Below are 22,806 nucleotides of genomic sequence, written 5' to 3' on the forward strand. Positions count from 1 at the left end.
ACCTTGATGATTATCCAAGTCTAATTACATCAGAAGCAATAACCTGCCTCGGAAATTCATTGCGTAACCTTTCAATATCTTGCTTTTCCATATACCATCCGACAGCTCCAAGATTTTCTTCAAGGTGATTTGGGTTTCTGGTCTTAACTAAAGTCACTACATTAGGCTGAGAAATCAGCCAATTAATCGAAATCTGCGCAAAAGTTTTTCCATACTTTTTGCACATCTCTTCAATTATTGCTGGCGTCTCATCAAAAAGTTTCGCTTTCTCTGTTGGCCTATACGCAACAATCATAACGTCATTTTCCTGACAGTATTTCAGTAAGCCACTATGTTCAACCTCTCTTACTCTCAGATTGTAATGAACCTGATTACACACTATTGGATATTTACTATAACTTTGTGCTTCTTTTAAATGTTCAATACCAAAATTTGATACGCCAATATTTTTTACAAGACCTTGTTCTTTCAATTCACAAAGAGCCTTGATTGTATCCTTTAAAGGAAAATCATCAACATAATCATGCAGTAAATATAGATCCAGATAATTAGTATTCAACCTTTTCAGACTTTGCTTACAAGCATTGATAGTACCATCATAGCCTTGATGTTCTCCGGGGACCTTTGAGACAATAAAAAGTTTTTCCCGATCTATATTGTTCTCTTTAATAGCTGTTGCAATCAATTCCTCAGAATGTCCGTTCGCATATATCTCGGCTGTATCAATATGAGTAACACCTTTATCAATAGCATTTTGTATTGCTTTGATATCAGACTTATCATCATTTGCCATATCTCTTTCCATACGACCACCCATCTGCCACGTACCTAGACCATATTCAGGAATTTCAAAACCATTTTTAAGTTTTTTGATAGGGATTTGCATGATTTATGTATTGTAGCATTCTCTATTACTTAAAATAATGTCAGAACCGATGATAATTATCTTTCAAATCACGAACTCTCATAGGAGTGGAAGGGCGGCATTCCTTCATCGTAATGCGTTCGATTCCGATTTTACTCGGCCTAATAGCACCCCGCAGTAGAGCCTTTCTCGCATTTCACCCCCGTAAGAATCAATAATTTAATTAACCTATAATTGCTACTTAATATATTATACCTTTTTCTCTCTTTATCGAACAATTACATTCCATAGCTTAACACCGCCTTTTTCATTAGTTATCCACCACACGAAAGTTCGTAGAGTCGAAAGAAGTATTTGACAAGTCAAGTTAGTTATGATATCATTAAAACAGATAAAATAAATAGCAACGTTGCTTAGTTGCAACACAAACAATCAAACGGGAGCTAAAAATGAACATTGAAATACATGGTTTTCTACCAGATATTACGGAACAAGTTGCCGAAAGTATATGGAGACAATTGAACAACAATCTTCCAGCAAGTCAGTTAGGTGATTGTGCGGTCACCATAGTTCCCTCTCGATCGTTCGATCGTCGCGGGAAAAATGCACCGTTCTTGCGTGTTTACTCTGATATACCAACCGATTTCGATCTGGTAAAAACATTGCTCGAACCTGTGAATATGCCAGGAAAAAACGGTTGTGTTTGGATTGAACCTGTCCTTCTACAACCTTGTCTCAAAATATAACTAAACTGATACACAGTGAACGATTCACAAAATCCTCAACCGTCACTGGTTGAGGATTTTTCACAATTAAATAAGGACGCCAGCTTTATCGGCTGACGTAAGATAAGCAGGATTAGGTTTTCCCGTACCTGCGTAGTTGCCCCAGCCATCGTTTAACAACGTTGTTATCATCGGTCTGCCGACGCATCTGCACGTGTTAGTGGGACCCATCTACTGGATACATTATTTGATTATCTCAATAGTAATTGTACTATAATCTTGAAATCAATCCAAATCTGCGTTGTTGACATCAGCCAATTATCATGTAATATAATTTATGAACCTCAACAAAAGGATAAATTATGTTGGATGTATATTTTTCAAAAAAAATGATACATGTCGCAGTCAATATCACACCAGATGAAACCTCGAAACATCAAGGTCTGATCTTCAGCCCCAAAGATGTCTTTAGTAAAATTAATGACCGTGCCGAAGATTGGTTTGCAGAATTCTTCCTAGCTGGTCAGCAATACAAACTGGTTTGTTTGCAGACTGAAATGGGACCCGTGGAATTAGCAAGAGTCTTTGAGAAGCACTTCGGAATTAAGTGTTCAATGATTATCAGTGGCATAATAGCTCCATTCTCATTAAAACCCGCCAATCTGGATAGTTTCTGGCAAGGACTCACTCAGAACACAGAACAATTCTCCGAATCAAAAGAAAAGAAAGAAAACTTTTCTTACAAGCCCACTTAGCAAGTGTCTGACAATAAAAGTCTAGACCATGCAAATTCTTCAAAATCGTACACACCTCAAGTCTGTACGATTTTTTAATATTCTACATTAGGATCTACATAACATGTAACATAAACTGTATTTTTCGTAATCATAAATGTGTAACAGCTTTCTTAATAAGTTCACTAACTGCAATTAATTCTTCTTCAGGAGAAGTTTCCCGCTCACCTGGTCTATATATAAATCTCCTAGGATCATATTCAAGAATACCCACATCACCCTGTTTCCTTTGAATAATATGCAAATGAAAGTGTGGTATGGATTGACCGGCAATTTTCCCGTCATTCCAAGCAAAATTAAAACCTTCTGCACCAAATACTTTCTTTAAAGCATCGGTAATCTTCATCCGAAGTTCCTCGATTGCCTTCTTCTCTTCAACTGTCAAATCTTCATAACGAGCAACGCATCTTTTCGGAATGACGAGCATATGTCCAGGAGTAATAGGAATGTTGGTCGGAAAAGCTACTGCAAGATCATTCTCCGCAACTTTTCTGGCTTGTATTTCTGGTAGTGCTAGTGTGCAATATATACAGTTCTTCATATTATTTGCATATATTGTACCTCCTTTTCTCTTTGTTAAACAAGTTTTGTATCCGATTACAATTAAGAAATTATTATATATTCACACCTTCAGGATTAGGAATTACCTTTGTAAGCCTCTCTAAATCATTACTATCGGATAGAAAGATGCCTAATTCTGGTTGCAAGGTATAGACCGTCACATGTGTTGGTTGATATTCAACATTCAAATTATACTTTTTGTTTACCAAATCAAAAAATTCTCTTAAATTAGAAATATCGCACATTGCAACAATGGTTCGTCTCTCATTTTGTGAGACAAATCTAAATTCATTACGATATTTCAAAAAATTTACTTCCACTGTTCTAGTATAATTACAAAAATCCTCAATGACCTTATCTACAAAATCTGGAATAGATATTTTGTGCTTCTCAATTATTTTACCGATACAAACGAGACTGACCCAAAATGATGATTTTAATTGTAATTCATAACCCTCAATGTTTATCTTCAAAGGAATGCCCTTAATAGAAACAGGTAAACTTATCGTATCTAATTTTGGACCACCCATCTCATATTTAGTTCCGTCACATATATATTTTTTACTCATGGATTTATTGATGAAATGAAAACTTAATAATTATATCAAATTCAATAAAAAGTTGAGGTCTATTTCAGAACATTGCCCCAATAATACGGCTCTAATTCATCCAAGGTTCTTGATTCCCACTTAGAAGAATCTCCCTTTTGAGGAACAGCGGCAAAGATACCACCACTCCATATCCTTAAGCGCTCTTGGCATATTCCACACGGAGTAAGTATTAGAATAGGACTATTTGTAGTTTCCCTATATACGCAAACAGTAGCTACAATTTCTTCTCCCAATTTTAAAGCCTCTAAAATACACCCTGTCTCATAACAGAGATTAACGGAATCATTAGGTGAATCCTCTATACCTATCGAAGTCAGAACCTTTCCACTTTTTGTATACATTGCAGCCGCTCCACCAGATCCAATTGGAAATTTACTCTTCAGCAATTTAATTGCCGCATCTACTAAATTCTGGTCAACATTCATGATATTAATAATATAACACAAAGACCATCAAGGTTGCACCTTGATAAGCACCTCAAAATCCTTCTTAAGCTTACCCAAATTACTGCGGGTGTCTCTGAGATCAAATAATGAAAAAGTAAATAGATATAAAAATAAAAAGAGTATATAATAATCATAGAAAGGAGGTGCGTTGCGTATGAATGATATACCAGTAAAGTACAATAGGCGAATTGTCGAGTTCGTTGAGCGATGCAAAGTATATGAACCCGAATCCGTTGTCACTGAAATTAACAAGCGACTGGCAGAGGCTCCAATACCAGATAAAGTGAATCTAGGGAGGTTATTGGAAGAAGCTCGACGACTTCATCCTGATGAAATTAAAAAAATGGATTCAAGACTTGACGATGCACTAGAATACTGTAACTCACAGTAACTCATGATTAAAATTTAGATCATGAAAACCACCGATAAACTGGTGGTTTTTTCATTAAATACACAATCAAAGAACTTATGATAAAATAGTCAACAGAAAGAATATGTTATGAACATTAAACAAGACTTACATAGTAAACTGGCAACGGATTTCTTCCTACAATGGGGTTGGCAGAATATACCGAATAGGAAGGCCCGACTGCAAACACAGATAACACTCAATTTTGAGACAGGCTCAATGTCTGTAATGGAGCATCTTTCAAAAAACAAGTCCTTGAGGCGACATTTGCACAAATAATCCTAAATACTGAAATACAGATACACACCCTCAGATATAAAACCGAGGGTCTTTTAATAGAGTCTCATCCAAGTTCTAAACGCAGACTGCCAGACAAGCTCACTTGATTTAAATGTAATGATAATTTACACTACTTCTAGTGAATGCATTGTTAGTGCTGGCGTCAGGAACGTAAGACGCGAGAATCTGTAGTAATTTGATTCTTGGAACGTAGTAGGCGCAACACAAGAACGTTGTTATGCGTTCACACAACGACTTTGGTGATTCCGTTAGCGTACAGGAGTTACCAACTCGGTTCCAGTTGTCAAAGGCTGGTCGGAAACAGCTCACTTTCAATGCATTCATCTTTTTCACTCCATCTCAATGATGGAGTTTTTATTTATCAAAAGGTTCTATGGAGTTTAGTGTGAAAGATTTTTAGCAATTTTATTCAAAAACTTTTAAAAACTACTTTAAAGTATTAAATGTCCATATTTAGAGCCAAATGACACTTATAAGCTTTGCATAAGAGTTTAATCGTGATCTGTTGGTTCCTCAATTCACTATTGAATTGAGAATATGACTTCTACAAATCAGTTGGGCCATATTTGTTAGTTATCCACCACACTAAACTCCATAGAACCTATCAAAATTGACTTTACAATATTTTCTTGTTTTACTTAAGTTAGTAGCGTACGCAATTAGTGTTTGCATACATGGACATTATCAAACACTATACTACTCCGTGTAGTTCGAATATTCTGAAGAGCCGTTTTTAACGGAGGATAAGAATATACAGGTGGGGAGATTGGTAACTCCACACTGAGAACAAATCACCAACGTCTCTACCATGGAGACGTTTTCTATTGTACGCCAGCTATTCCATCTTAGAGGTGTTGCACCTTGATAAGCACCTCAAAATCTTTCTTGAGCTTACCCAGATTATTCGGGTTATAAACAGCAACGCAAGGATGATACAACACCACTATATCTCTAATTATTTTCTCGAGACTAGATACGACCCAATCGCTAATACATCAATATCAACCTCAAGAAACGCTTTTAATGCATCATCCGGCGAAAGTACAATTGGTCTACCTTTGATATTGAAAGATGTGTTTATAAACAAAGGTGTACCAGACAAAGCATGATACGCTCTCAATAATTTGAAATATAAACCGTTGTCGCTTTCATTTATTGTCTGTGTTCTTACGGTACCATCAACATGTTGAGCTGCTGGAACTTTTTCTCTAAGGTCTGATTTAATTGATTCAACAATAAGCATAAACGGTGATATGTAACCATGAACCAGCCAATCATTTTTGTATTCTTCAAGAATAGAGATCGCAAATGGTCTGAAAGATTCCCGTTGTTTTATCTTGTTAAGTCTTTCAACCATGCTATTTTCAACAGCTGGTGCAAGAATACTTCGTGAACCAAGTGCCCTAGGACCATACTCAAGTCTACCTTGAAAACACGCTACAATCTTTCCATTATTGAGTAATGTTGCTACTTTTTCATGGATCGCATCTTCTTTCGTAAATGAGACTTCATCTTTGTGAAGCCCTAAAGCATTTATGATTTCATCATCAGAATATTCTGGGCCAAGATAGGCATTGCGCATCTGACCTGGCTTTTTTCCAACATTAAACTCTTGCTGTAATAGATAGGCAGATCCAATAGACAAACCAGCATCATGTGAAGCGGGTTGAATAAATAAATCTTTAAATGCACTTTTCTCTAAAATCAACGCATTAACAACCGAGTTTAGACAAACACCGCCAGCCATAACTAAATTTGATTGCTGGGTGCGCTTATACACTTCTGCTAATTTTTCAAGAATAACTTTTTCTGTAAATACCTGTAGTGTTGCAGCAATATCCCTATGGATTTCTTTATCTTGTCCATGTTCGCAAGACTTTTCACCGAAAAAATCTTCAAACACTGGCGTAACATGTCCAGCTCCATCTCGATTATCAAAATACTTAGTGTCTGTAACAAACCAATTCGAGTCATTTTCTGGTTTAAATGTAATCATTTTTTCAAACTCTTTCATATATTTTGGTCTGCCAAGTGCCGCAAAGGCCATCGTCGTGCCTGCTTTCGCCCACCCAGGTAAAAACCCGCAATATTCACTTACGGCACCCCAAAGATTCCCTAAAGAATTAGGATGGTGAAGTGATCCAATTTGATTAACACCATTTTTATAATCAATTTTTCCCCAAATACCAACTTCGTATTCTCCTCTACCATCAAGTGTAAAAAATGTAGCCTCATCAAATCCTGATGCATAAAATGCTGAAGCGACATGTGCGTGGTGATGTTTATAATATCTTACAGCCACATTAGTATTGAGCTTCCCAATATATTTTTCAAAATCACTCTTGAGGAATAGTGACTTCCAGAATTTTCTCAAGCTATTTTTGAACACTTTCCACGGTACATGATATTCAAAGATAAATTCCTTGATCATTCTCATGAACAACATCTCTCTTGGATGCCATGCTATGGCTATACCTTTTATATCCTGAGAAGTGATTCCAGCCTCTTTGAGACAATATTTGATTGAATTCACAGGAAAGGCATCCTCATGCTTTTTACTGGTAAAACGTTCCTCTTCTACCGCAGCAATAATTTTTCCGTTCTCATCTATAAGACAAGCACTACTATCATGTGAATATGTATTAAGTCCGAGATACATAGTGGTTAGTGAATTTTATTGATACTTTACTATACAATATATTTCTGTATCTTGAAATATCATACGGTCAGATAACCAACCTAGCCGATAAGCACCTCAAAATCTTTCTTGAGCTTACCCAGATTATTCGGGTTATAAACAGCAACGCAAGGATGATACAACACCACCATATCTATATCGCCATAACTCGCTTTTGCTTTATAAGACTTCCCATGAGCTTTGCCTATCGGTTCCAATTGTGATCCTAAACCAAACTTCTCCATAACATAGCCCATAGCATAACGACCGAGTGCAACTACCACTCTTGGTTGAATGATCTCTATTTGCTTATCCAAAAATGGTCCGTAAATCTCTATTTCCTTTGGCGTTGGATCACGGTTTTCTGGAGGACGATCTTTGACTATATTAGTTATATAAATAGACTCACGCTTAATTTTTACATGTTCCAAAAGCTTATCCAAGACTTTTCCCGCTGCTCCACAAAAAGGTTTACCTGTCTTGGCTTCATTCCTACCCGGAGCTTCTCCTATAAAAACTATTTCAGCATCATGACTTCCCTCACCTATTACAGGAAAAAAACCGTTGGTTGTACGGTATTCGTAAAGAGGAGATTCTTTGAGGTTAAGAATTTTTTCTTCAATTTCTTTCATTCGTCCTTTCTTAGTCATTTCTTAGAAATTAGTAATTAAAAATTAGAAATTAAGTAATTACTAGCAACAAATTCTTTAATACTTAATCATCAATCTACCCTTATTTCGCTTGTTCAATAACAATCTGTGCTTCAGTCAAAACTTTTTCCTGATCTTCTGCCTTTACACCTATTGAATTCAAAACTCCCGGATTACCTACGAGATCCAGACAGACCAAAACATTTTGACCAGCCAATTCTCTCTTTTGATCGCGAGTAAGTGTAGTCAGACAAGCAATAGGGTGTAAACTATTTTCAAAAATCAATTCGTGTAGATTGCCATGATCTGGATAGTTCCAACCAAGCAATTTCATCTTATTACATTCACCATATTGGATAGCCTTATCAGTAAACTTGGTATTGGTTATAAGCCAACGCTCAGTAAGTTTTCTTTTTACTCCACCATAGTCATATTCATTTTCTGAAATATCATCATATCTAGCTTTGACATAAAGACTAACTTTGAGATCCGACTTCAAACCAAATTCATTGTGATATTTTGCTTCAACCATAGCTAGAGAATTGTCTTTCCAAGCAATGACATCCACCTCATGTTCCACACATTTTCCCAAGACAACCTGATCTGTAACGGCTTCATATCCCCACATTTTGAAAACTCTGGCTACAAACTTCTCAAATGGAAAACCGTCTGGTCCAAGTTCGGTCATTGCTCTTCTTACAGAATATTTCACCGCAACTGGCATAGAATGTTTGCGAAGCAAAGCAAAAGCTCTCCTATAAATCTCGGAGGTTGTCATGCCATCTGCAATCTCTTTACCGATCTCATCTGCAACGTCTTCAATTGCTTCCGGTGAAGCCCCAACACGTCTAAGTGAACTTACAAGCTTCTCTTCTTCGAATAATTGCTTTGTGCCATCTGACTTTGTAATAGAAATTAAGTGGTTCATGACGATATTGTACATGAAAAAGGAAGCGGAAGCATCTTGTTGTTGCGTCATTCCCGCGAAGGCGGGAATCCAGGATTATTACGAACCATAAACTAGTAAATCGAGTGGTAACACACTGGATTCCCGCCTTCGCGGGAATGACGCAACTATATAATCACACCGCCACCAAGACATTTCTCACCATCATAAATAACCAAGGATTGCCCCGAGGATAGAGAATCCTGTGGTCTTTCAAATTCTATAACTGCTTCGGAAATGTTCGCGGAAATGATCTTTGCATTTTGAAGTGGTTGTCTATAACGGCCACGAACTTGTAGAGGTCTACCTATTTCAGGCATTTCTCCACTAACCCAATTCATAGAACCAATCCTTATTTGTTTATCAGTACTTGGTAATATCCCACTTTCATCTTTATTAGAAACCGTGATGGTATTTTGTTCTGCATCTTTATCAATAATAAAATACGGCGCATCATGGGGTGTTTTTACCGTCAAAGTAAAACCTCGACGTTCACCTTTTGTAAATAACAAAGCACCAGGATGATTTCCTATAATTTCCCCTTTTTCATTCAAAACATTTCCAGAGGTGGATTTTATATAATGTGACAAAAATTCCTTTACATCCACTTTACCAATAAAACACAAACCCTGACTATCTTTCTTTTCTGCATTTGGTAATTTGAATTTCAAAGCCAATTTTCTAACTTCTGGCTTGGTGAGATGACCGACTGGAAAAAGTATATGTTGTAAATCTTTTTGATTCAGAGTCCAAAGAAAATACGACTGGTCTTTATTTTTGTCTGTACCAGCAAGTAGTGAATAATTGGAATTAGCGTCACCACTTTGTAGTACCTGTGCGTAATGACCTGTAGCAACGAAATCTGCACCTTGTTCCAAAGCCCATTTTGAGAAAGCACCAAATTTTACGTAACGATTACACATCACATCAGGATTTGGAGTCCTACCAACAGAATATTCTTTGACCATATAATCAATGACGTCCTTCTTGTATTCATTGACCAGATCCAAGGTAACAAAAGGAATATCAAGGTGAGCAGCTGCTCGTATTGCTTCCAAACGTTCCTCCTTCCAATTACATTCTATCCAATCTGGTTGCCAAACTTTGATGAAAACACCCGTAACATCAAAACCTGCCCGCTTCAGTAAGCCGGCAGATACAGAACTATCAACCCCACCAGAAAGGCCAACAAAGACTTTTCCTTTTTTTACCCCTTTTTTCATCTTTCGAATAGTAACACAAAATCTACGGAATGTACTTGTCCTTATTCACAAGATGACCATTATGATCCACAGCATAATGCATACCACCCTTACTATCAGATAAATAGAAAAGATAATTTGTCTTCGTCGGCGTCAAAACCGCTTCAATAGAATCAAGACCGGGATTAGAAATAGGCGTTGGTGGTAAACCAGTATGTTTATAAGTATTATAAGGTGAATCAATAGCGAGATCAGCCAAAGTTATGCCTTCGCCAGCTTTTTTATTGAGAACATAATAAAACGGTACATCAACCTGTAACGGCATACCGATCTTTATCCTCTGTAACAATATTCCTGCGATAATCTTTCTATCTTTAGTACTAGAAGCTTCTTTTTCTACAATAGAAGCCATTTTTATAACATCTTCCAAAGACTTCCCCGAAGCTTGAATAGCAAGTAACTCTGTTTTAATTTTTTGATTGAAAGTATCACGCAATTGGGCTACAACATCATCCGGTTTAACATTTTCATAAAAATAATACGTATCTGGGAACAAATAACCTTCATAAGGCTTAGCTAGCACCAAAAAAGTTTGCAAATCAAATTTTGGAATACTTTTTTTAATAGTCTCTCCAATACTCTTGGCAGTACTACCTTCGTAAATAGTAACTTTTATTTTAGGTAGATTTTGAATACCATTTATGAACCTGTAAGCAACCCTCAAAACTGATTGTGGTTCATCAAAGAGGTAGTCAGCCGCTTTTACACTACGATGACCAGAAAGTAATACTACAAAAATTTTGAACAGTGTAGGTGATTTTATAATATTATTTTTAGTCAAATTGTCAGCAACTTGAGATAAGTATTGTCCTGATTTTACCGTGATAATAGTTCTATCTGTAGGAAAATCTTTTGGCGCTATAGAAGCATAGATTCCAACAAAAATAATAACTGTGATTACAGCCAAAGTAGTGATGATAAGTTTTTTGGAAAAAATCTTTAACATATATCTTTAACATACATAAAGTCGCCTTCGCTCTGGCGAGCTTCGACGACTAAATCGGCAAATTGCCTGGTGCCTGTGCTTTCTTGGAAGGAACACGATCCAAGTTTGGAGTCTGTGCAACCGATCCTGGGAAGTGATAAATCGTAGCCAACTCTTCGGTATTCATAATCAAAGGTTTTGCTTCAAAAGGTGTGTAGAAGTATGAACGACGTTTGTAAGCCATCAAAGCCAACATTCCATACCTATTACGTCTCCAATCTTTATAATCAAGCCACGGATCACCAAGTCTAGGATGCCACTTATCTCCATTTGGTTTGAAACCGTTCAAATGCCCAGCATTAAACTGCTTCATATTTCCAATGATACCCCCAACAGCAAATTGGGTATTAAATATATCTTTTTTGGCTATATACAAAAATCTAATACCGACATCGTAAGGCAATTTGGTTATTCTTCTTTCAATAGCTGTAATAACTTCTCTTTCACCTTCAGAGATAGTTGGCATTTTTGTAAACCCTGACGCTTCATCTTTTGTCCCAGCTATTTTCGTATCTGGATCACGTTTCATTATTTCATTAACCTCTTTTTTTGCTTCATCTTCCCATGAATCACCGAGTTCAAAGAGCTTTCCTTTTTTAATTTTATCTTTGACGTGAGCACGAATAAGAATCTGCATCCAAACTTGTTGATTTGGACCCACACTTCCGAGGAATTCAATCAACGGTAGCATTGGATCAACTTTGAACTCCTCTTTTGGATCTTTGTCCAATCCGTAATCAACGTAAGTTTTCAGAGGATAAGATACATTTTTGTGAGTAAACTTAAATTCAGCACCCCAAATACGGATTTCTTTTGGATCAAAATGAACTGATCTAGTGTAATCTTCAACCTCTTTTATCTCTATCTCAGGATACTGAGAATATAAGGCCGACATCACACCTTGCTTACGAGCATCCTCAGTCCAAATAAAGAATTTAACAACACCTTCTACTGAAATAAGTTCAAGTGAATACCATGGTCTAGTTTCACCTTTCCAATATTGATTGTATTTACTACCATCTGCAGTATTGTGAAGTGAATTCAAAAAGACTTCCATAGCTTTTGGAGACTTGAAAGTGTCCTTTGGTAATTTGAGTTCCAGTAATGTCTTCTTTATTTTCAAAAAGTTTTTACCACGGATATAATCAACCCAAAGTCTCCAAAAAATATCACCCAAAAGAAATACAAGAGCGATTGGCGCAAGAGCGATAATGAATTGGATAGACTGAGGAATGAAGGTCGTTTGGAATGACTGGAGTACAGAAGAAGCTGTTACATCTATAGGCATGGGTATATTATAGCAGAGAGAGAGGGCAAGAGGCTATAAGTGCAAAGTATGGTTTAGTGCAAAGTGAAAAGTGCAAAATGCAAAGTTGTAGTTATTAGTGAATAGTTAAGGAACTTAATAACTTTTCACTAAAACTTTGCATTTTGCACTTTTCACTTTTAACTAGATGATTACGCTCATCATTTTGCACTAAAAAACATCCCGCATTGTTTCCAACACGGGATGTTTTTTATATGTTAGGCTTTTCCCTTTTCTCCTGCTGGTGAATACTTACCATCTTTATCTCTCTTGAAATACTTTGGATTTTGGAGGTTGACGATAATGGTATTTTCCTTTACGTATCTTTCTTTCATTACCTTATCAATAACTTCTTCCTTAGACATTGAACCATTTTTGACCAAGACTGAACGGATGACATCACGGACAACTCCTGGTGCATAACCCCATTCAGCTAGAGCATATAGACCACGACCGACTAGTACGAAACGAGGATCTTTGATGAGCTCATTGTGAGTAGTAGCAACGTGAGCTTTTTTATCAAACATAGTTGTAATCTGTTTTGCAACTTCACGGAAGTGAATAGGTGAACCATGCTTTCTAATAACCAAGAATGCATAATCACGCATACCCTTTGCTTTGATATTTGGAGAAGCTGAGACACCCCAATCGCCTAGTGGATTTTTACCAATAGCTTTTGAGATCTGCAACCAGCGCTTTACAACTTCTTGATTTTTATAACGTTCAGAAACATCTTCTAAGTGACCGAGGAATTTGTTGACCATTTCTGATTCTGGGAGTAGGTCTTGATTGTTGAGGTTGGAATACAATTTTCGGAGAGCTCCTTCAACTTCTTTGGCAAGAGCTTCATTTACATGCCAGCGATGACGGAATTCATCATCTTCCTTCATCTTACGGAAAGGTTCTCCGACTACTAGCAAAAAGAAGACATGGTTTTGTAGACTCTTGTCTTTTGAAACATGTCCGAGGAAATCATCCTCAACGACGATACCACCTAGAGAATGAAGTAGAGTTTCAATCTCACTGAAGACTGCTTTTTCCTTTGTGTAGTCATCAGATTTGCGAATATTGGAAAGAGCGTAGTTCTCAATCTGACGAACACGTTCACGGGTAATACCGTAAATCTTGCCGATAGCATCGAGAGTCATACGCTTCACATCTTTACCCAAACCGTAACGATAAATGATAACTTCACGAGCACGGTCAGGTAGAGACGAAAGTAGTCTCTTTACGGTCTGCTTGGGCTTGAATGAAATGGTTGATGTGGCCATATTTTTTAATTAATAAATAAGTTGAAATTACTCTTATTGTTTTATCATTCTCTTGTATTAAAGTCAATCATGTGTGGATTTACTATAAATACAAAACTAAACTGATATGCTCACATTAACACTTTGGGGGGTATTTTGTCAATACTTAGGCAACAACTATGTTTACGAGCTTATTTGGGACTACAATAACTTTACGAATCTCCTTCCCTTCCAGCCACTTCTTAACTTCTGGAACTTCTTTGGCTAGTCTTTCTATATCTTCTTTACTTGTATCGGTCGGAGCTGTGAATGAACCGCGAATCTTCCCACTAACCTGAACCATGATAGTAACCTCATTTTCCACCACCTTTTTGGGGTCATATACGGGCCATGGTGAGACGTGTATTGATTTCTTGTTACCAAGTAAGGACCATAGTTCTTCAGTAAAATGTGGAGCAAATGGTGCGAGCAACTGGAGTATAGTTTCGTACTGTTTGCGACTAATAGAAACAGATTTTTCCAATTCGTTTATGGCGATCATAAGAGCACTCACAGCTGTATTGAAACGCATTGCTTCAATATCGTCAGTGATCTTCTTTATAGTTTTATGGATAATCGCATCCACGTCTGCGCACTCTTTGGGCTGTGCCAGTTTCCCCTTCGTATCAACCTTTTCTCGAAGTTTCCAAACACGTTCAATGAATCTCCTAGTACCAACTATACTAGATGTACTCCAAGCAATCTGTTGATCAAAAGGACCCATAAACATCTCATAAAGTCTGAGGGAATCGGCTCCGTAATTTCCAACTATTTCATCAGGATTGATAACATTTCCAAAACGTTTGGACATTTTTCTACCATCTTCCCCCATGATAAGACCGACATGTTGAAGTTTCAAAAATGGTTCTATATTGGAAACCACGCCGATATCATACAAAAATTTATGCCAAAAGCGAGCATAAATAAGATGTCGAGTAGCATGTTCAGCTCCACCTACATACACATCAACTGGTGACCAATACTTTTCCTTTTTTGGGTCAACGAGAACTTTGTTATTTTCTGGATCTTCATATCTCAAATAATACCAAGAGGAACCCGCCCATTGTGGCATAGTATTGGTCTCTCTTTTGGCTGAACCTTTGCAGACTGGACACTTTACATTTACCCATTTTGAAATAGTAGCGAGTGGAGACTCTCCTGTTCCTGTAGGTTCATAAGATTTGACTCTTGGCAAAATGACAGGAAGATCTTTTTCTGGTACAGGAACAATGCCTTTTCCTTCAGGATTTATAAGAGCACAATTTTCGCAGCGAATGACTGGTATTGGTTCACCCCAATAACGTTGGCGAGAGAATACCCAATCTCGTAATTTGAATTTTGTAACCCACTGTCCACCAACCGATTCTGTTATTTCTTTCTTAACTGATCCGGAAGATTTACCGTCAAATTTGCCGGAATTGATAAGTTTTCCATCTCCAGTAAAACAATTGGAGTTGGAGATATAAGCATTCCACATCAATTCAAAAGCAGAAAGATTCAACCAAGTCTTCATATCACTTCTTTTTATCCAAACTGTTTTATGGTTGACAACTTCTTCTTCTTTTACTATTGATTTTTCCTCATCCAATAATCTAAAAAGTACGCCTTGCCCAAAAGCATACCTATTAACATCCTTATGAGCAGCAAAGAAATGATTATGTTGTTCCATACCTAAATCTTTTACATACTCAATATGAATGTATCCTGTTTCTTCTTTTATTTCACGAGCAGCAGCATCTTTATATGATTCACCATCATCAACTCCTCCAATTATCCCCGAATGCCAATTAAACTTCTCCCAATCCAAACACAAAAACCTATCATTTTTCTCATCTAATAAAAGAGCGTAAATCGTTTTTCTCTTAACGGTTTCTTTATCTGGTCTAACATGATCTTTTCCTTCGCTATTAGTAGCGTAAGGTGCAATAACTTGTTTTATCTGTAACCCATACTTCTTTGCAAAAGCAAAATCCCTCTCATCATGTGCTGGTACTGCCATGACAGCTCCTGTACCATATTCAGCCAAAACATAATCCGCTATCCAAACAGGAACCTCTTCATTGTTGACAGGATTGACTGCTTTGACACCTTTCAACTCAACACCAGTCTTTTCTTTACCAGCATCCGTACGTTCAATATCAGTCTGTTTCTTGGTTTTATTTATATAATCCTCTACTTCTTGACGATTCTCAATATTTTTCAAAAATTCTGTCACTAACTTATGCTCTGGTGCCAAAACAACATAAGTCACACCAAATAATGTGTCTGGACGAGTTGTATATACGTCTATTGTATCGTCATTTTTTATATTTGATTCTTGATTTTTAATTTTGAACTTTATCTCTGCTCCTTCACTTCTTCCTATCCAATTTCTCTGTAAGATCTTTATTGATTCCGGCCAATCAAGAAGTGGTATATCAAGATTTTTCTTAGCATCCAAATCATTGAGCAATCTCTCTGCGTAATCAGTAATACGTAAAACCCACTGCCTCATAGGCTTCTTCTCCACCAACGTACCACAACGTTCACAGTGACCATCTTCTACATCTTCATTTGCCAAACCAGTTTTACAAGAAGGACACCAATTGATAGGTTCAAACGATTCATAAGCCAAACCCTTTTTTAACAATTGCAAAAATATCCACTGAGTCCACTTATAATATTTTGGATCAGTAGTATTAACTTCACGTGACCAATCGTAATCAAAACCCATTATTTCCAATTGTTTTTTGTACCTAGCTACATTCTTTTTAACAGAATCCGCTGGATTGGTTTTTGTTTTCAAAGCATAATTCTCTGCCGGTAAACCAAAAGCATCAAATCCCATTGGATGAAGGATAGAATATCCAGCCATTCTCTTGTAACGAGAAATGATATCGGTAGCTATATAACCTTTTGGATGACCAACATGGAGACCTTCACCAGATGGATATGGGAACATATCTAGCACATAATATTTCGGTTTCTTATTATCTTCTTTAGATCTAAAAACCTTGGAACTCTCCCACTTCTTTTGCCACTTTTTCTCTATCTTAGCAGAATCGTAAACCGAAACTTTCGCAGTCACCTTCTTTGCAACCTTTACGGCTGTCTTTTTGGTTTTTTGGCTAGTCTTCTTCATATCCGAGAATCATAGCTCAAAATGAAGAATGTTTCAAAAGGAAAATGTGATTTATTTTTGTGGTTCAATTATTAGCCCCAATTATCTTTTTCACTTCTCTATCAAAATCAGATTCAATATTTTGGTGCTTATTAAATTCCCTGTATTCAAAAATTGCCTTTGAATCAGCATCGGCTTTAGAAACACGTCCTTTTCCATCAAGGATCTTATACTCATTAAAAGAAAGAAACTTATCTACGCTTTCAGCAAATTTTTTCATCGTAAATGTATTGCTTCTTTCAATCAAACCTTCAATATAATCAAAAAAACCTACAACCGTTCGTTCTAACTTCTTAATTTCGTTTTCTTCTAAATAATTTTTTGCAACGATAACATCAGATTGTAAGATTCTACCTACTGGTGATTTCTTCCACGTCAAAAGACCCATATGTGGTTTTTTAGAGTCTACTTTATTATAAATTATCTCTGGAGCAGTTTTACCAGTAATTGCAAAGTGAAATTTATTCTGCACCATTGCATAAAACTCATGACTGATACTGGAATCTTTATCGTAATCAACACTACATTCAGCAAAAATATCTGTTATTTGTTGGTAGATACGACGCTCACTCGCCCTAATTGAGCGAACGCGTTCAAGTAGTTCTTGAAAATAGTCTGCATTAAATAACTTTCTACCCTGTTTCAAACGCTCATCATCAAGCACAAACCCTTTAATAATAAATTCACGAAGCACCTGTGTTGCCCAGATACGAAAATGTGTAGCTCTTTTAGAATTTACTCTATACCCTACTGCAATAATCGCATCTAAATTGTAATAGGTTAGACTACGCTCAATATCTCTCCCTCCTTCATTTTGAACTTGTAAGAAATCCTTACAAGTTGAATCCTTCACTAATTCACCAATTTCATAAACATTCTTCAAATGAAGCGTGATATTTTGTGGTGTAGTATCAAAAAGCTCAGCTATCAACTTCTGGGTTAGCCAAATCATTTCTCCTTCTATACGGACTTCGACTTTAGGATCACCATTTTCTGTTGAAAAAATGAGAAACTGAGCAGTAGTTTGTAGAAAATTAGTCTTCTTCATATCCGAGAATCATAGCTCAAAATGAAGAATGTTTCAAAAGGAAAACCCCACTGTTCGCTTTCGCTACTAAGTGGGGTTGTGACGCTATTTGGGACTAAAGACAAAATTTCTCCAATAGTAATCGTCGAGCGACATCCATTCTCCTTTATGGAATACATGGGTGACTTGTTGAAAAGTGAACTTGGGAAGGTCCACTTTGTGAGTGGAGATTCCAAAAGCCTTGATGACTTTGTAACCGAGGTCAACTGCAAATTCACAAAAATGCTTTCCTCGTGGAATTTCCAATGTCCAGTTGAGATCTGATTTTTTTATATGATGACGACGAACAGCAGCCTCATAATACATAGATTTCTCAAATTCCTCAAAAAGTAACTGGAAGATCCTGGAATTAATCCTCTCAAAAATCTCTCGTGGAATCTCTCCGTCCAATGAAATAGAAAGTTCGACCATACGACCCATCTCCGATTTTATCTGAATAGCCTTGAGCCTAATTACATGACCAGAGACATTATCTACAAGGTCAGTGAGAACTACAAGGTCAGTGCGAAAACCCTCTCTCAAACCTTCAGTCAGATTCCAACTAAACAACGTCTGATTCCAACTTCTGATTTTTTTCATCTATACTTTCCACTACTCATAGGACTCGAGATTTTATACCTCAAGCGATTGGATAGTCCAATTCTTTTAAAGAGCAGTTTAGTTTTAGGTTACAATGAGATTGTAGGTGGTGTCAAATTACTGATCCAGATTATTTTAATCTCGAGATCACTGACCTCTTTCCTTTTACCTAGATTTCCATAAACCTTAAACCCTATTCAGATACCCCCTAGGGGTATCAACTACAGATTTGATCCCCCTCCCCCGGGAGGGGGGTGATTTTGTGATACAATAACTCTAGAGCTCCATTGCAGATCAAGCTTTAAAAGTGTCGCTGTTAAGTCAGTATTCTGGGCCAACGCCTACTCTTTCAAAGCTTCCTGTGTACTTACACCGCCCCGATCTTTCTGGGTGGTGTATTTTTTTATCCTAAACTTCGTGACACTACCATCTTCGTCATATGTTATGATACTAGTATGAAATATTTCATATTCAGTATCGTAATTTTGATTAACATTGCGATCCACGCCCTATCTTCTGAAATTTCTGCCATCAGTCCTAATTTGTGGTTTATAATCCTTGTTCTGTTTTTAATCGGATATACTTACGCAGGGGTTCAATATATTCGACTTAAGAAAAGATACGCTGTCAGTATCATATTTTTTCTCTTGGCAATCTTTAACATCTTACCAATAATAGGATGGCTGGTTCTACGTTCTAATTTTTAGATTTTAAACTCTATGACACTACCGTCTCCATAAAGTTGAAACCCCACCTCTGCTTTCGCTAGATGGTGGGGTTTTCCGTGTCGTTTTCGACCTACTCAGTGCTGTGTGCAATTTTTGCGCACGCAAGTGCTCCGAGATAAGTGAACGCAACAAGGATGATTGTAAACCAGATAAACCCAGGCAAATCCGCCATTGTGGAGGACGGAACACCTTGATTCATCAGATGAACATGTATTGCTATAGGTCCAATCATAAGAACTCCTGGTTAAGGTTGAACTATATGGCACATTACCGTCTAATTTACGCTCTGTCCAGTTTCTTATATCCTAAACTCTATGACAGTACCATCTTCTCAACACGAGGGCTATATTGTTAAAATAGCCCTATAAATCGGCGTAAACGCCAGTTTGCTCGTCTATTAAGCCCACAAATGCCCTTTTACGGCCTTAGTAGGCGAGCAAGCCTTTTTTGTTAAATTTTCAATTTGCTTACAACAAGGATTATACCAAGCGGTTGTTACATAGCAAGCTCCTTTGGCTTGTGTTTTCCCCACCTCACTTTTGCAGCCAAACGACCAATAGTCTGGTAGTGTTTTTTACCATACTTTTTCTTGGTCTTCTGACCGCCCTTTTTACCGAGCGCTTGTGCTGCCTTGTTCTTCACCAGGTAATTATACCAAGTGCTTCTTATTTCACAAAGGCCTATTTTCCTCTAAATTTACGATATCTTTGTTCAGCCTGTTTTCCATACATCATTGTGTAAACCATTGAGCTCTCAATACAGGAGTGACCGAGAATATTTGTGACGTCAGAGTTCGATCCTCCCTTTTCTATAATATTTCTACCCATGTAATGTCTCATTGAGTGAGCATTCATATTCTTTTCAAGACCTGCTTTATTGGAATAGCCTCGAAGCATTTCACAAACACCGCTTTGTTTGAATCTGTATCCCCTAGTTTTGTTTGCACCAGAGTTATGGATTGATATAAATAATGCATTAGGATCACGCAGGACATTTCCACGCTTGAATCTTTCTCGTCTTTCAATCCATTTCTGAATCGCCTTGCTGGTTTCTTCAGTCCAGAAAATTTCTCGTAATGGTCTACGAGTTTTTGCCTTTTCAGTTTTAATAAGTGCTTTGTTGTTTACAAGATCCAAGTCATCCATATCAAGTGCCATAATTTCTCCGTTTCTAGCACCGGTATCCCAGAGCAATCTCACAATTGCTTCGTTTCTTACATTTCTAGGATCAGTATTCTGAGGAATGACACTGAGCAATTTTTTGTACTCCTCCTGAGTCGCAACTCGAGGTATCTTGTATTCCTTCTGAGGAATAGGTATCAAGTTTTCGTTGAGGACCCTCCAACCTCTGAGGTTACAGAATTCGAAGAATTTCTTGTATGCCATGCATTTTGAAACGAAGCTATTATGCGACCATCCGATCTCTTTCATTAAATTCAAATATTCCATCATGTTATTTAACGTGATGTCTTCAATCTGTGGGTTACGCAAAAATAGGCAAAAAAGACGAAGGTCTTTGTCATTGCCTCTGGTAGTGGTACCGTTTATCTTAAACGTGCGCCAATTTGTAAATTCATCTATAGCATCTTTGAATAGCATATTAGTCAACCAAAAAGTCCACTCGATGCTAGTCAAAGTGGACTTTTGGTGACGTCAGCTTCTTAATGAATTAATCGGCTTACGTCATTCCCAAGCTTGGGATACATACCCTTTCGGATATGCATTATCATCTTACTATCCCTACATGAATTAGCAAGATAAATGCTCAGGTCAAGTCCATTGCTAGCATCAGGCTGTTTCAATAGCCTAATCCCTCTCGGGACAATGGGTTCATATTCGGTTGTGCACTACATCCTAGTGTAGTGATTAGCTATTGTCAAGAAGGACTTTCTATTTTGTAGTGCTGTAAAATGAAAATAGTCAAAATGTCAAGCAAAATAAGGGTATTTTGAACATAAAAAATAAAAGTCGCACCGTTTCTTAGGCGATGCGACAGTTTTATGCGATTCTTTCTCGCATTTGTTCGAGGAAACTCACCACGCCCACATTCCGATACTGCGGAGTGGTCTTGTCACCCACATTTACAGGCATTGATACCCTAGGATACCTTCCCAGGAGCTCTCCTACCATGATTTCACGTCCCGTATCCCTTCCTATACGATCAAAGAGGCTAATCGCCATCTCTAGAAAGAAGGCGGATAACTCTCGAGCGTTGTCGGTAGGCAGACTTGTCCATTTCTCAATCATGCCGAATGGCAAGATATATGGAAATGCACAACTATGTCCTTCGACTGTCTGAATTGGTGCAAAGCTGTGAGCTTTAGGTTCACCAACTACACGTCCGCATCCTGGCATGAATGGAATAAGGTCTCGATCAGCGATCCATTCGACTAGATTCTCAAAGGCGTGAACAATTACGAGCTCGCCTTGGAATGCTGGCTGAATGACAGTCCTTGCTCCGTTATCACAGAATCCAAGGATAACAGTTGCAATTTCAACACCTCGATTTTCAAGTTCCTTAAGAATATAAAGGCAAGTGTTACCCTTGAACACTCCTTCCTTAGCCAGAATTACTGGACGATAAGAAATCTTCCTAGCCAGCTCATCGAACTGACGATCCAAATAATCAAATCCAGGACGGGGACCGTACCCGAGCATTTTTCCGTCCGTATCAAACAGTCGGTTAATGCTTAGGTTCAGTTTTTCATCACCGGAATTCAGGTCAGACATTTCGGAACATGTGACCAGGACTGCGTGCCGGTTGTTACCAGCAATACGACCATGAACTTGCTCCCAGATATTAATTCTGAGCTCATTCTTATCGATAGGACAAATCGTGACGTTTCCTAACGCTCTGACTACCCTTTCGAGAAGACTCTGGCGCAGTTGCTCAAACATCGGATCTTCTTGGCTTGGGACCAGGAGACCCTTTGAGCGGAATGATTGAATACTGTTTGCTACGTCAAAGGAAACCACGCAGGTTCCCTGACCAAGTGCCGAATTGGCAGATTGCATAGGAACCTCCTTTTTTATGGTTGTTTAAGTGACTACATTGAAAGAACACACCATGTCTAGTTTATATGAAATAGTAACAGAATACTAATTATTTTTGCTCACCTTTCATTCTGTCGATCATCATTTTGTAGCCTCCACAACCTTCTTTCAGCCAACGATTAATTTTTGTGATCGTTACTGGAGACTCACCTGATTCTTCTTGTATTTGAGAAAATGGAACACCTGCATCTAGTTTCTTTGCAACCTCCCAACGCATAGCAAATTCACGAAGATCTCTTTCACTCATAAGATCTCTGAAAAAAGCCTTGAGCTCGTCTTCATTCTTGAGCGACAAAAACACCTTGAGCAAGTCTGGAGACTTTTGCTCTAACTCAGACCATATTCCATTTTTTTCTTCATCTGTCATATTTTT

The 22,806-nt window shown here is 37.6% G+C and carries 22 protein-coding genes; 3 read left to right on the plus strand and 19 right to left on the minus strand.

Features of this window, described 5'->3' with window-relative positions; all coding sequences use genetic code 11:
- Window positions 1-10: 10 nt before the first annotated feature.
- A complete protein-coding gene (locus WCS89_01600) occupies window positions 11-886 on the minus strand; it encodes an aldo/keto reductase (GenBank protein MFA6554180.1) in 876 nt (291 codons plus the stop codon).
- Between the two features lie 428 nt (window positions 887-1,314).
- Between WCS89_01600 and WCS89_01605 the strand changes: the two genes are divergently transcribed.
- Window positions 1,315-1,611, plus strand: coding sequence for a hypothetical protein (locus WCS89_01605; protein MFA6554181.1), 297 nt, complete (start codon window positions 1,315-1,317; stop codon window positions 1,609-1,611).
- Between the two features lie 341 nt (window positions 1,612-1,952).
- Window positions 1,953-2,345: a hypothetical protein gene (locus tag WCS89_01610; GenBank protein ID MFA6554182.1), complete on the plus strand. Its 393-nt coding sequence runs from the start codon at window positions 1,953-1,955 to the stop codon at window positions 2,343-2,345.
- A 130-nt stretch (window positions 2,346-2,475) separates the two neighbouring features.
- On the opposite strand, the gene WCS89_01615 is transcribed toward WCS89_01610, so the two are convergent.
- The 3 genes from WCS89_01615 to WCS89_01625 all read right to left on the minus strand — a co-directional run bounded on the left by WCS89_01615 (window position 2,476) and on the right by WCS89_01625 (window position 3,981).
- A complete protein-coding gene (locus WCS89_01615; GenBank protein MFA6554183.1) occupies window positions 2,476-2,925 on the minus strand; it encodes an HIT domain-containing protein in 450 nt (149 codons plus the stop codon).
- A 73-nt stretch (window positions 2,926-2,998) separates the two neighbouring features.
- Window positions 2,999-3,514 (minus strand): hypothetical protein, encoded by a 516-nt coding sequence (locus tag WCS89_01620; GenBank protein ID MFA6554184.1) that lies wholly within the window; start codon window positions 3,512-3,514, stop codon window positions 2,999-3,001.
- A 59-nt stretch (window positions 3,515-3,573) separates the two neighbouring features.
- Window positions 3,574-3,981, minus strand: a complete 408-nt coding sequence (locus tag WCS89_01625) for a cytidine deaminase (GenBank protein ID MFA6554185.1) — start codon at window positions 3,979-3,981, stop codon at window positions 3,574-3,576.
- A 175-nt stretch (window positions 3,982-4,156) separates the two neighbouring features.
- On the opposite strand from WCS89_01625, the gene WCS89_01630 reads away from it, so the two are divergent.
- Window positions 4,157-4,393 carry a hypothetical protein gene (locus WCS89_01630; protein MFA6554186.1) on the plus strand — a complete coding sequence of 79 codons (237 nt, stop codon included), beginning with the start codon at window positions 4,157-4,159 and terminating at the stop codon, window positions 4,391-4,393.
- A 1,273-nt stretch (window positions 4,394-5,666) separates the two neighbouring features.
- Here the strand turns inward: WCS89_01630 and WCS89_01635 are convergent.
- From WCS89_01635 to WCS89_01705, 15 genes are all read right to left on the minus strand, one after another.
- On the minus strand, window positions 5,667-7,370 hold the full coding sequence (locus WCS89_01635; GenBank protein MFA6554187.1) for a carbamoyltransferase C-terminal domain-containing protein: 1,704 nt from the start codon (window positions 7,368-7,370) through the stop codon (window positions 5,667-5,669).
- An 80-nt stretch (window positions 7,371-7,450) separates the two neighbouring features.
- On the minus strand, window positions 7,451-8,038 hold the full coding sequence (locus WCS89_01640; protein ID MFA6554188.1) for a uracil-DNA glycosylase: 588 nt from the start codon (window positions 8,036-8,038) through the stop codon (window positions 7,451-7,453).
- Window positions 8,039-8,120: 82 nt separating this feature from the next.
- Complete coding sequence (locus WCS89_01645; protein ID MFA6554189.1) at window positions 8,121-9,017, minus strand: ATP cone domain-containing protein; 897 nt, start codon at window positions 9,015-9,017, stop codon at window positions 8,121-8,123.
- A 95-nt stretch (window positions 9,018-9,112) separates the two neighbouring features.
- On the minus strand, window positions 9,113-10,207 hold the full coding sequence (gene mnmA, locus WCS89_01650; GenBank protein MFA6554190.1) for a tRNA 2-thiouridine(34) synthase MnmA: 1,095 nt from the start codon (window positions 10,205-10,207) through the stop codon (window positions 9,113-9,115).
- A 22-nt stretch (window positions 10,208-10,229) separates the two neighbouring features.
- Window positions 10,230-11,192 carry an endolytic transglycosylase MltG gene (gene mltG, locus WCS89_01655; protein ID MFA6554191.1) on the minus strand — a complete coding sequence of 321 codons (963 nt, stop codon included), beginning with the start codon at window positions 11,190-11,192 and terminating at the stop codon, window positions 10,230-10,232.
- 49 nt (window positions 11,193-11,241) lie between these two features.
- Window positions 11,242-12,519: a hypothetical protein gene (locus WCS89_01660; GenBank protein MFA6554192.1), complete on the minus strand. Its 1,278-nt coding sequence runs from the start codon at window positions 12,517-12,519 to the stop codon at window positions 11,242-11,244.
- A gap of 236 nt (window positions 12,520-12,755) precedes the next feature.
- A complete protein-coding gene (locus tag WCS89_01665) occupies window positions 12,756-13,808 on the minus strand; it encodes a sigma factor-like helix-turn-helix DNA-binding protein (GenBank protein ID MFA6554193.1) in 1,053 nt (350 codons plus the stop codon).
- A 145-nt stretch (window positions 13,809-13,953) separates the two neighbouring features.
- Window positions 13,954-16,947: a leucine--tRNA ligase gene (leuS, locus tag WCS89_01670; GenBank protein ID MFA6554194.1), complete on the minus strand. Its 2,994-nt coding sequence runs from the start codon at window positions 16,945-16,947 to the stop codon at window positions 13,954-13,956.
- A gap of 64 nt (window positions 16,948-17,011) precedes the next feature.
- The gene (locus WCS89_01675) at window positions 17,012-18,034 is read right to left on the minus strand and encodes a virulence RhuM family protein (protein MFA6554195.1); all 1,023 of its coding nucleotides are present in this window, start codon (window positions 18,032-18,034) and stop codon (window positions 17,012-17,014) included.
- Window positions 18,035-18,118: 84 nt separating this feature from the next.
- Window positions 18,119-18,652 (minus strand): hypothetical protein, encoded by a 534-nt coding sequence (locus WCS89_01680; protein ID MFA6554196.1) that lies wholly within the window; start codon window positions 18,650-18,652, stop codon window positions 18,119-18,121.
- A gap of 341 nt (window positions 18,653-18,993) precedes the next feature.
- The gene (locus tag WCS89_01685; GenBank protein MFA6554197.1) at window positions 18,994-19,158 is read right to left on the minus strand and encodes a hypothetical protein; all 165 of its coding nucleotides are present in this window, start codon (window positions 19,156-19,158) and stop codon (window positions 18,994-18,996) included.
- 717 nt (window positions 19,159-19,875) lie between these two features.
- Window positions 19,876-20,022, minus strand: coding sequence for a hypothetical protein (locus WCS89_01690; GenBank protein ID MFA6554198.1), 147 nt, complete (start codon window positions 20,020-20,022; stop codon window positions 19,876-19,878).
- 38 nt (window positions 20,023-20,060) lie between these two features.
- A complete protein-coding gene (locus WCS89_01695; GenBank protein MFA6554199.1) occupies window positions 20,061-20,978 on the minus strand; it encodes a tyrosine-type recombinase/integrase in 918 nt (305 codons plus the stop codon).
- Window positions 20,979-21,377: 399 nt separating this feature from the next.
- On the minus strand, window positions 21,378-22,109 hold the full coding sequence (locus WCS89_01700; GenBank protein ID MFA6554200.1) for a hypothetical protein: 732 nt from the start codon (window positions 22,107-22,109) through the stop codon (window positions 21,378-21,380).
- Window positions 22,110-22,482: 373 nt separating this feature from the next.
- Window positions 22,483-22,800, minus strand: a complete 318-nt coding sequence (locus WCS89_01705) for a YerC/YecD family TrpR-related protein (protein MFA6554201.1) — start codon at window positions 22,798-22,800, stop codon at window positions 22,483-22,485.
- Between the last annotated feature and the right edge of the window lie 6 nt (window positions 22,801-22,806).

The organism is Candidatus Paceibacterota bacterium, assembly GCA_041666915.1.
GTDB lineage: Bacteria > Patescibacteriota > Minisyncoccia > Phycocordibacterales > PALSA-1337 > C7867-002.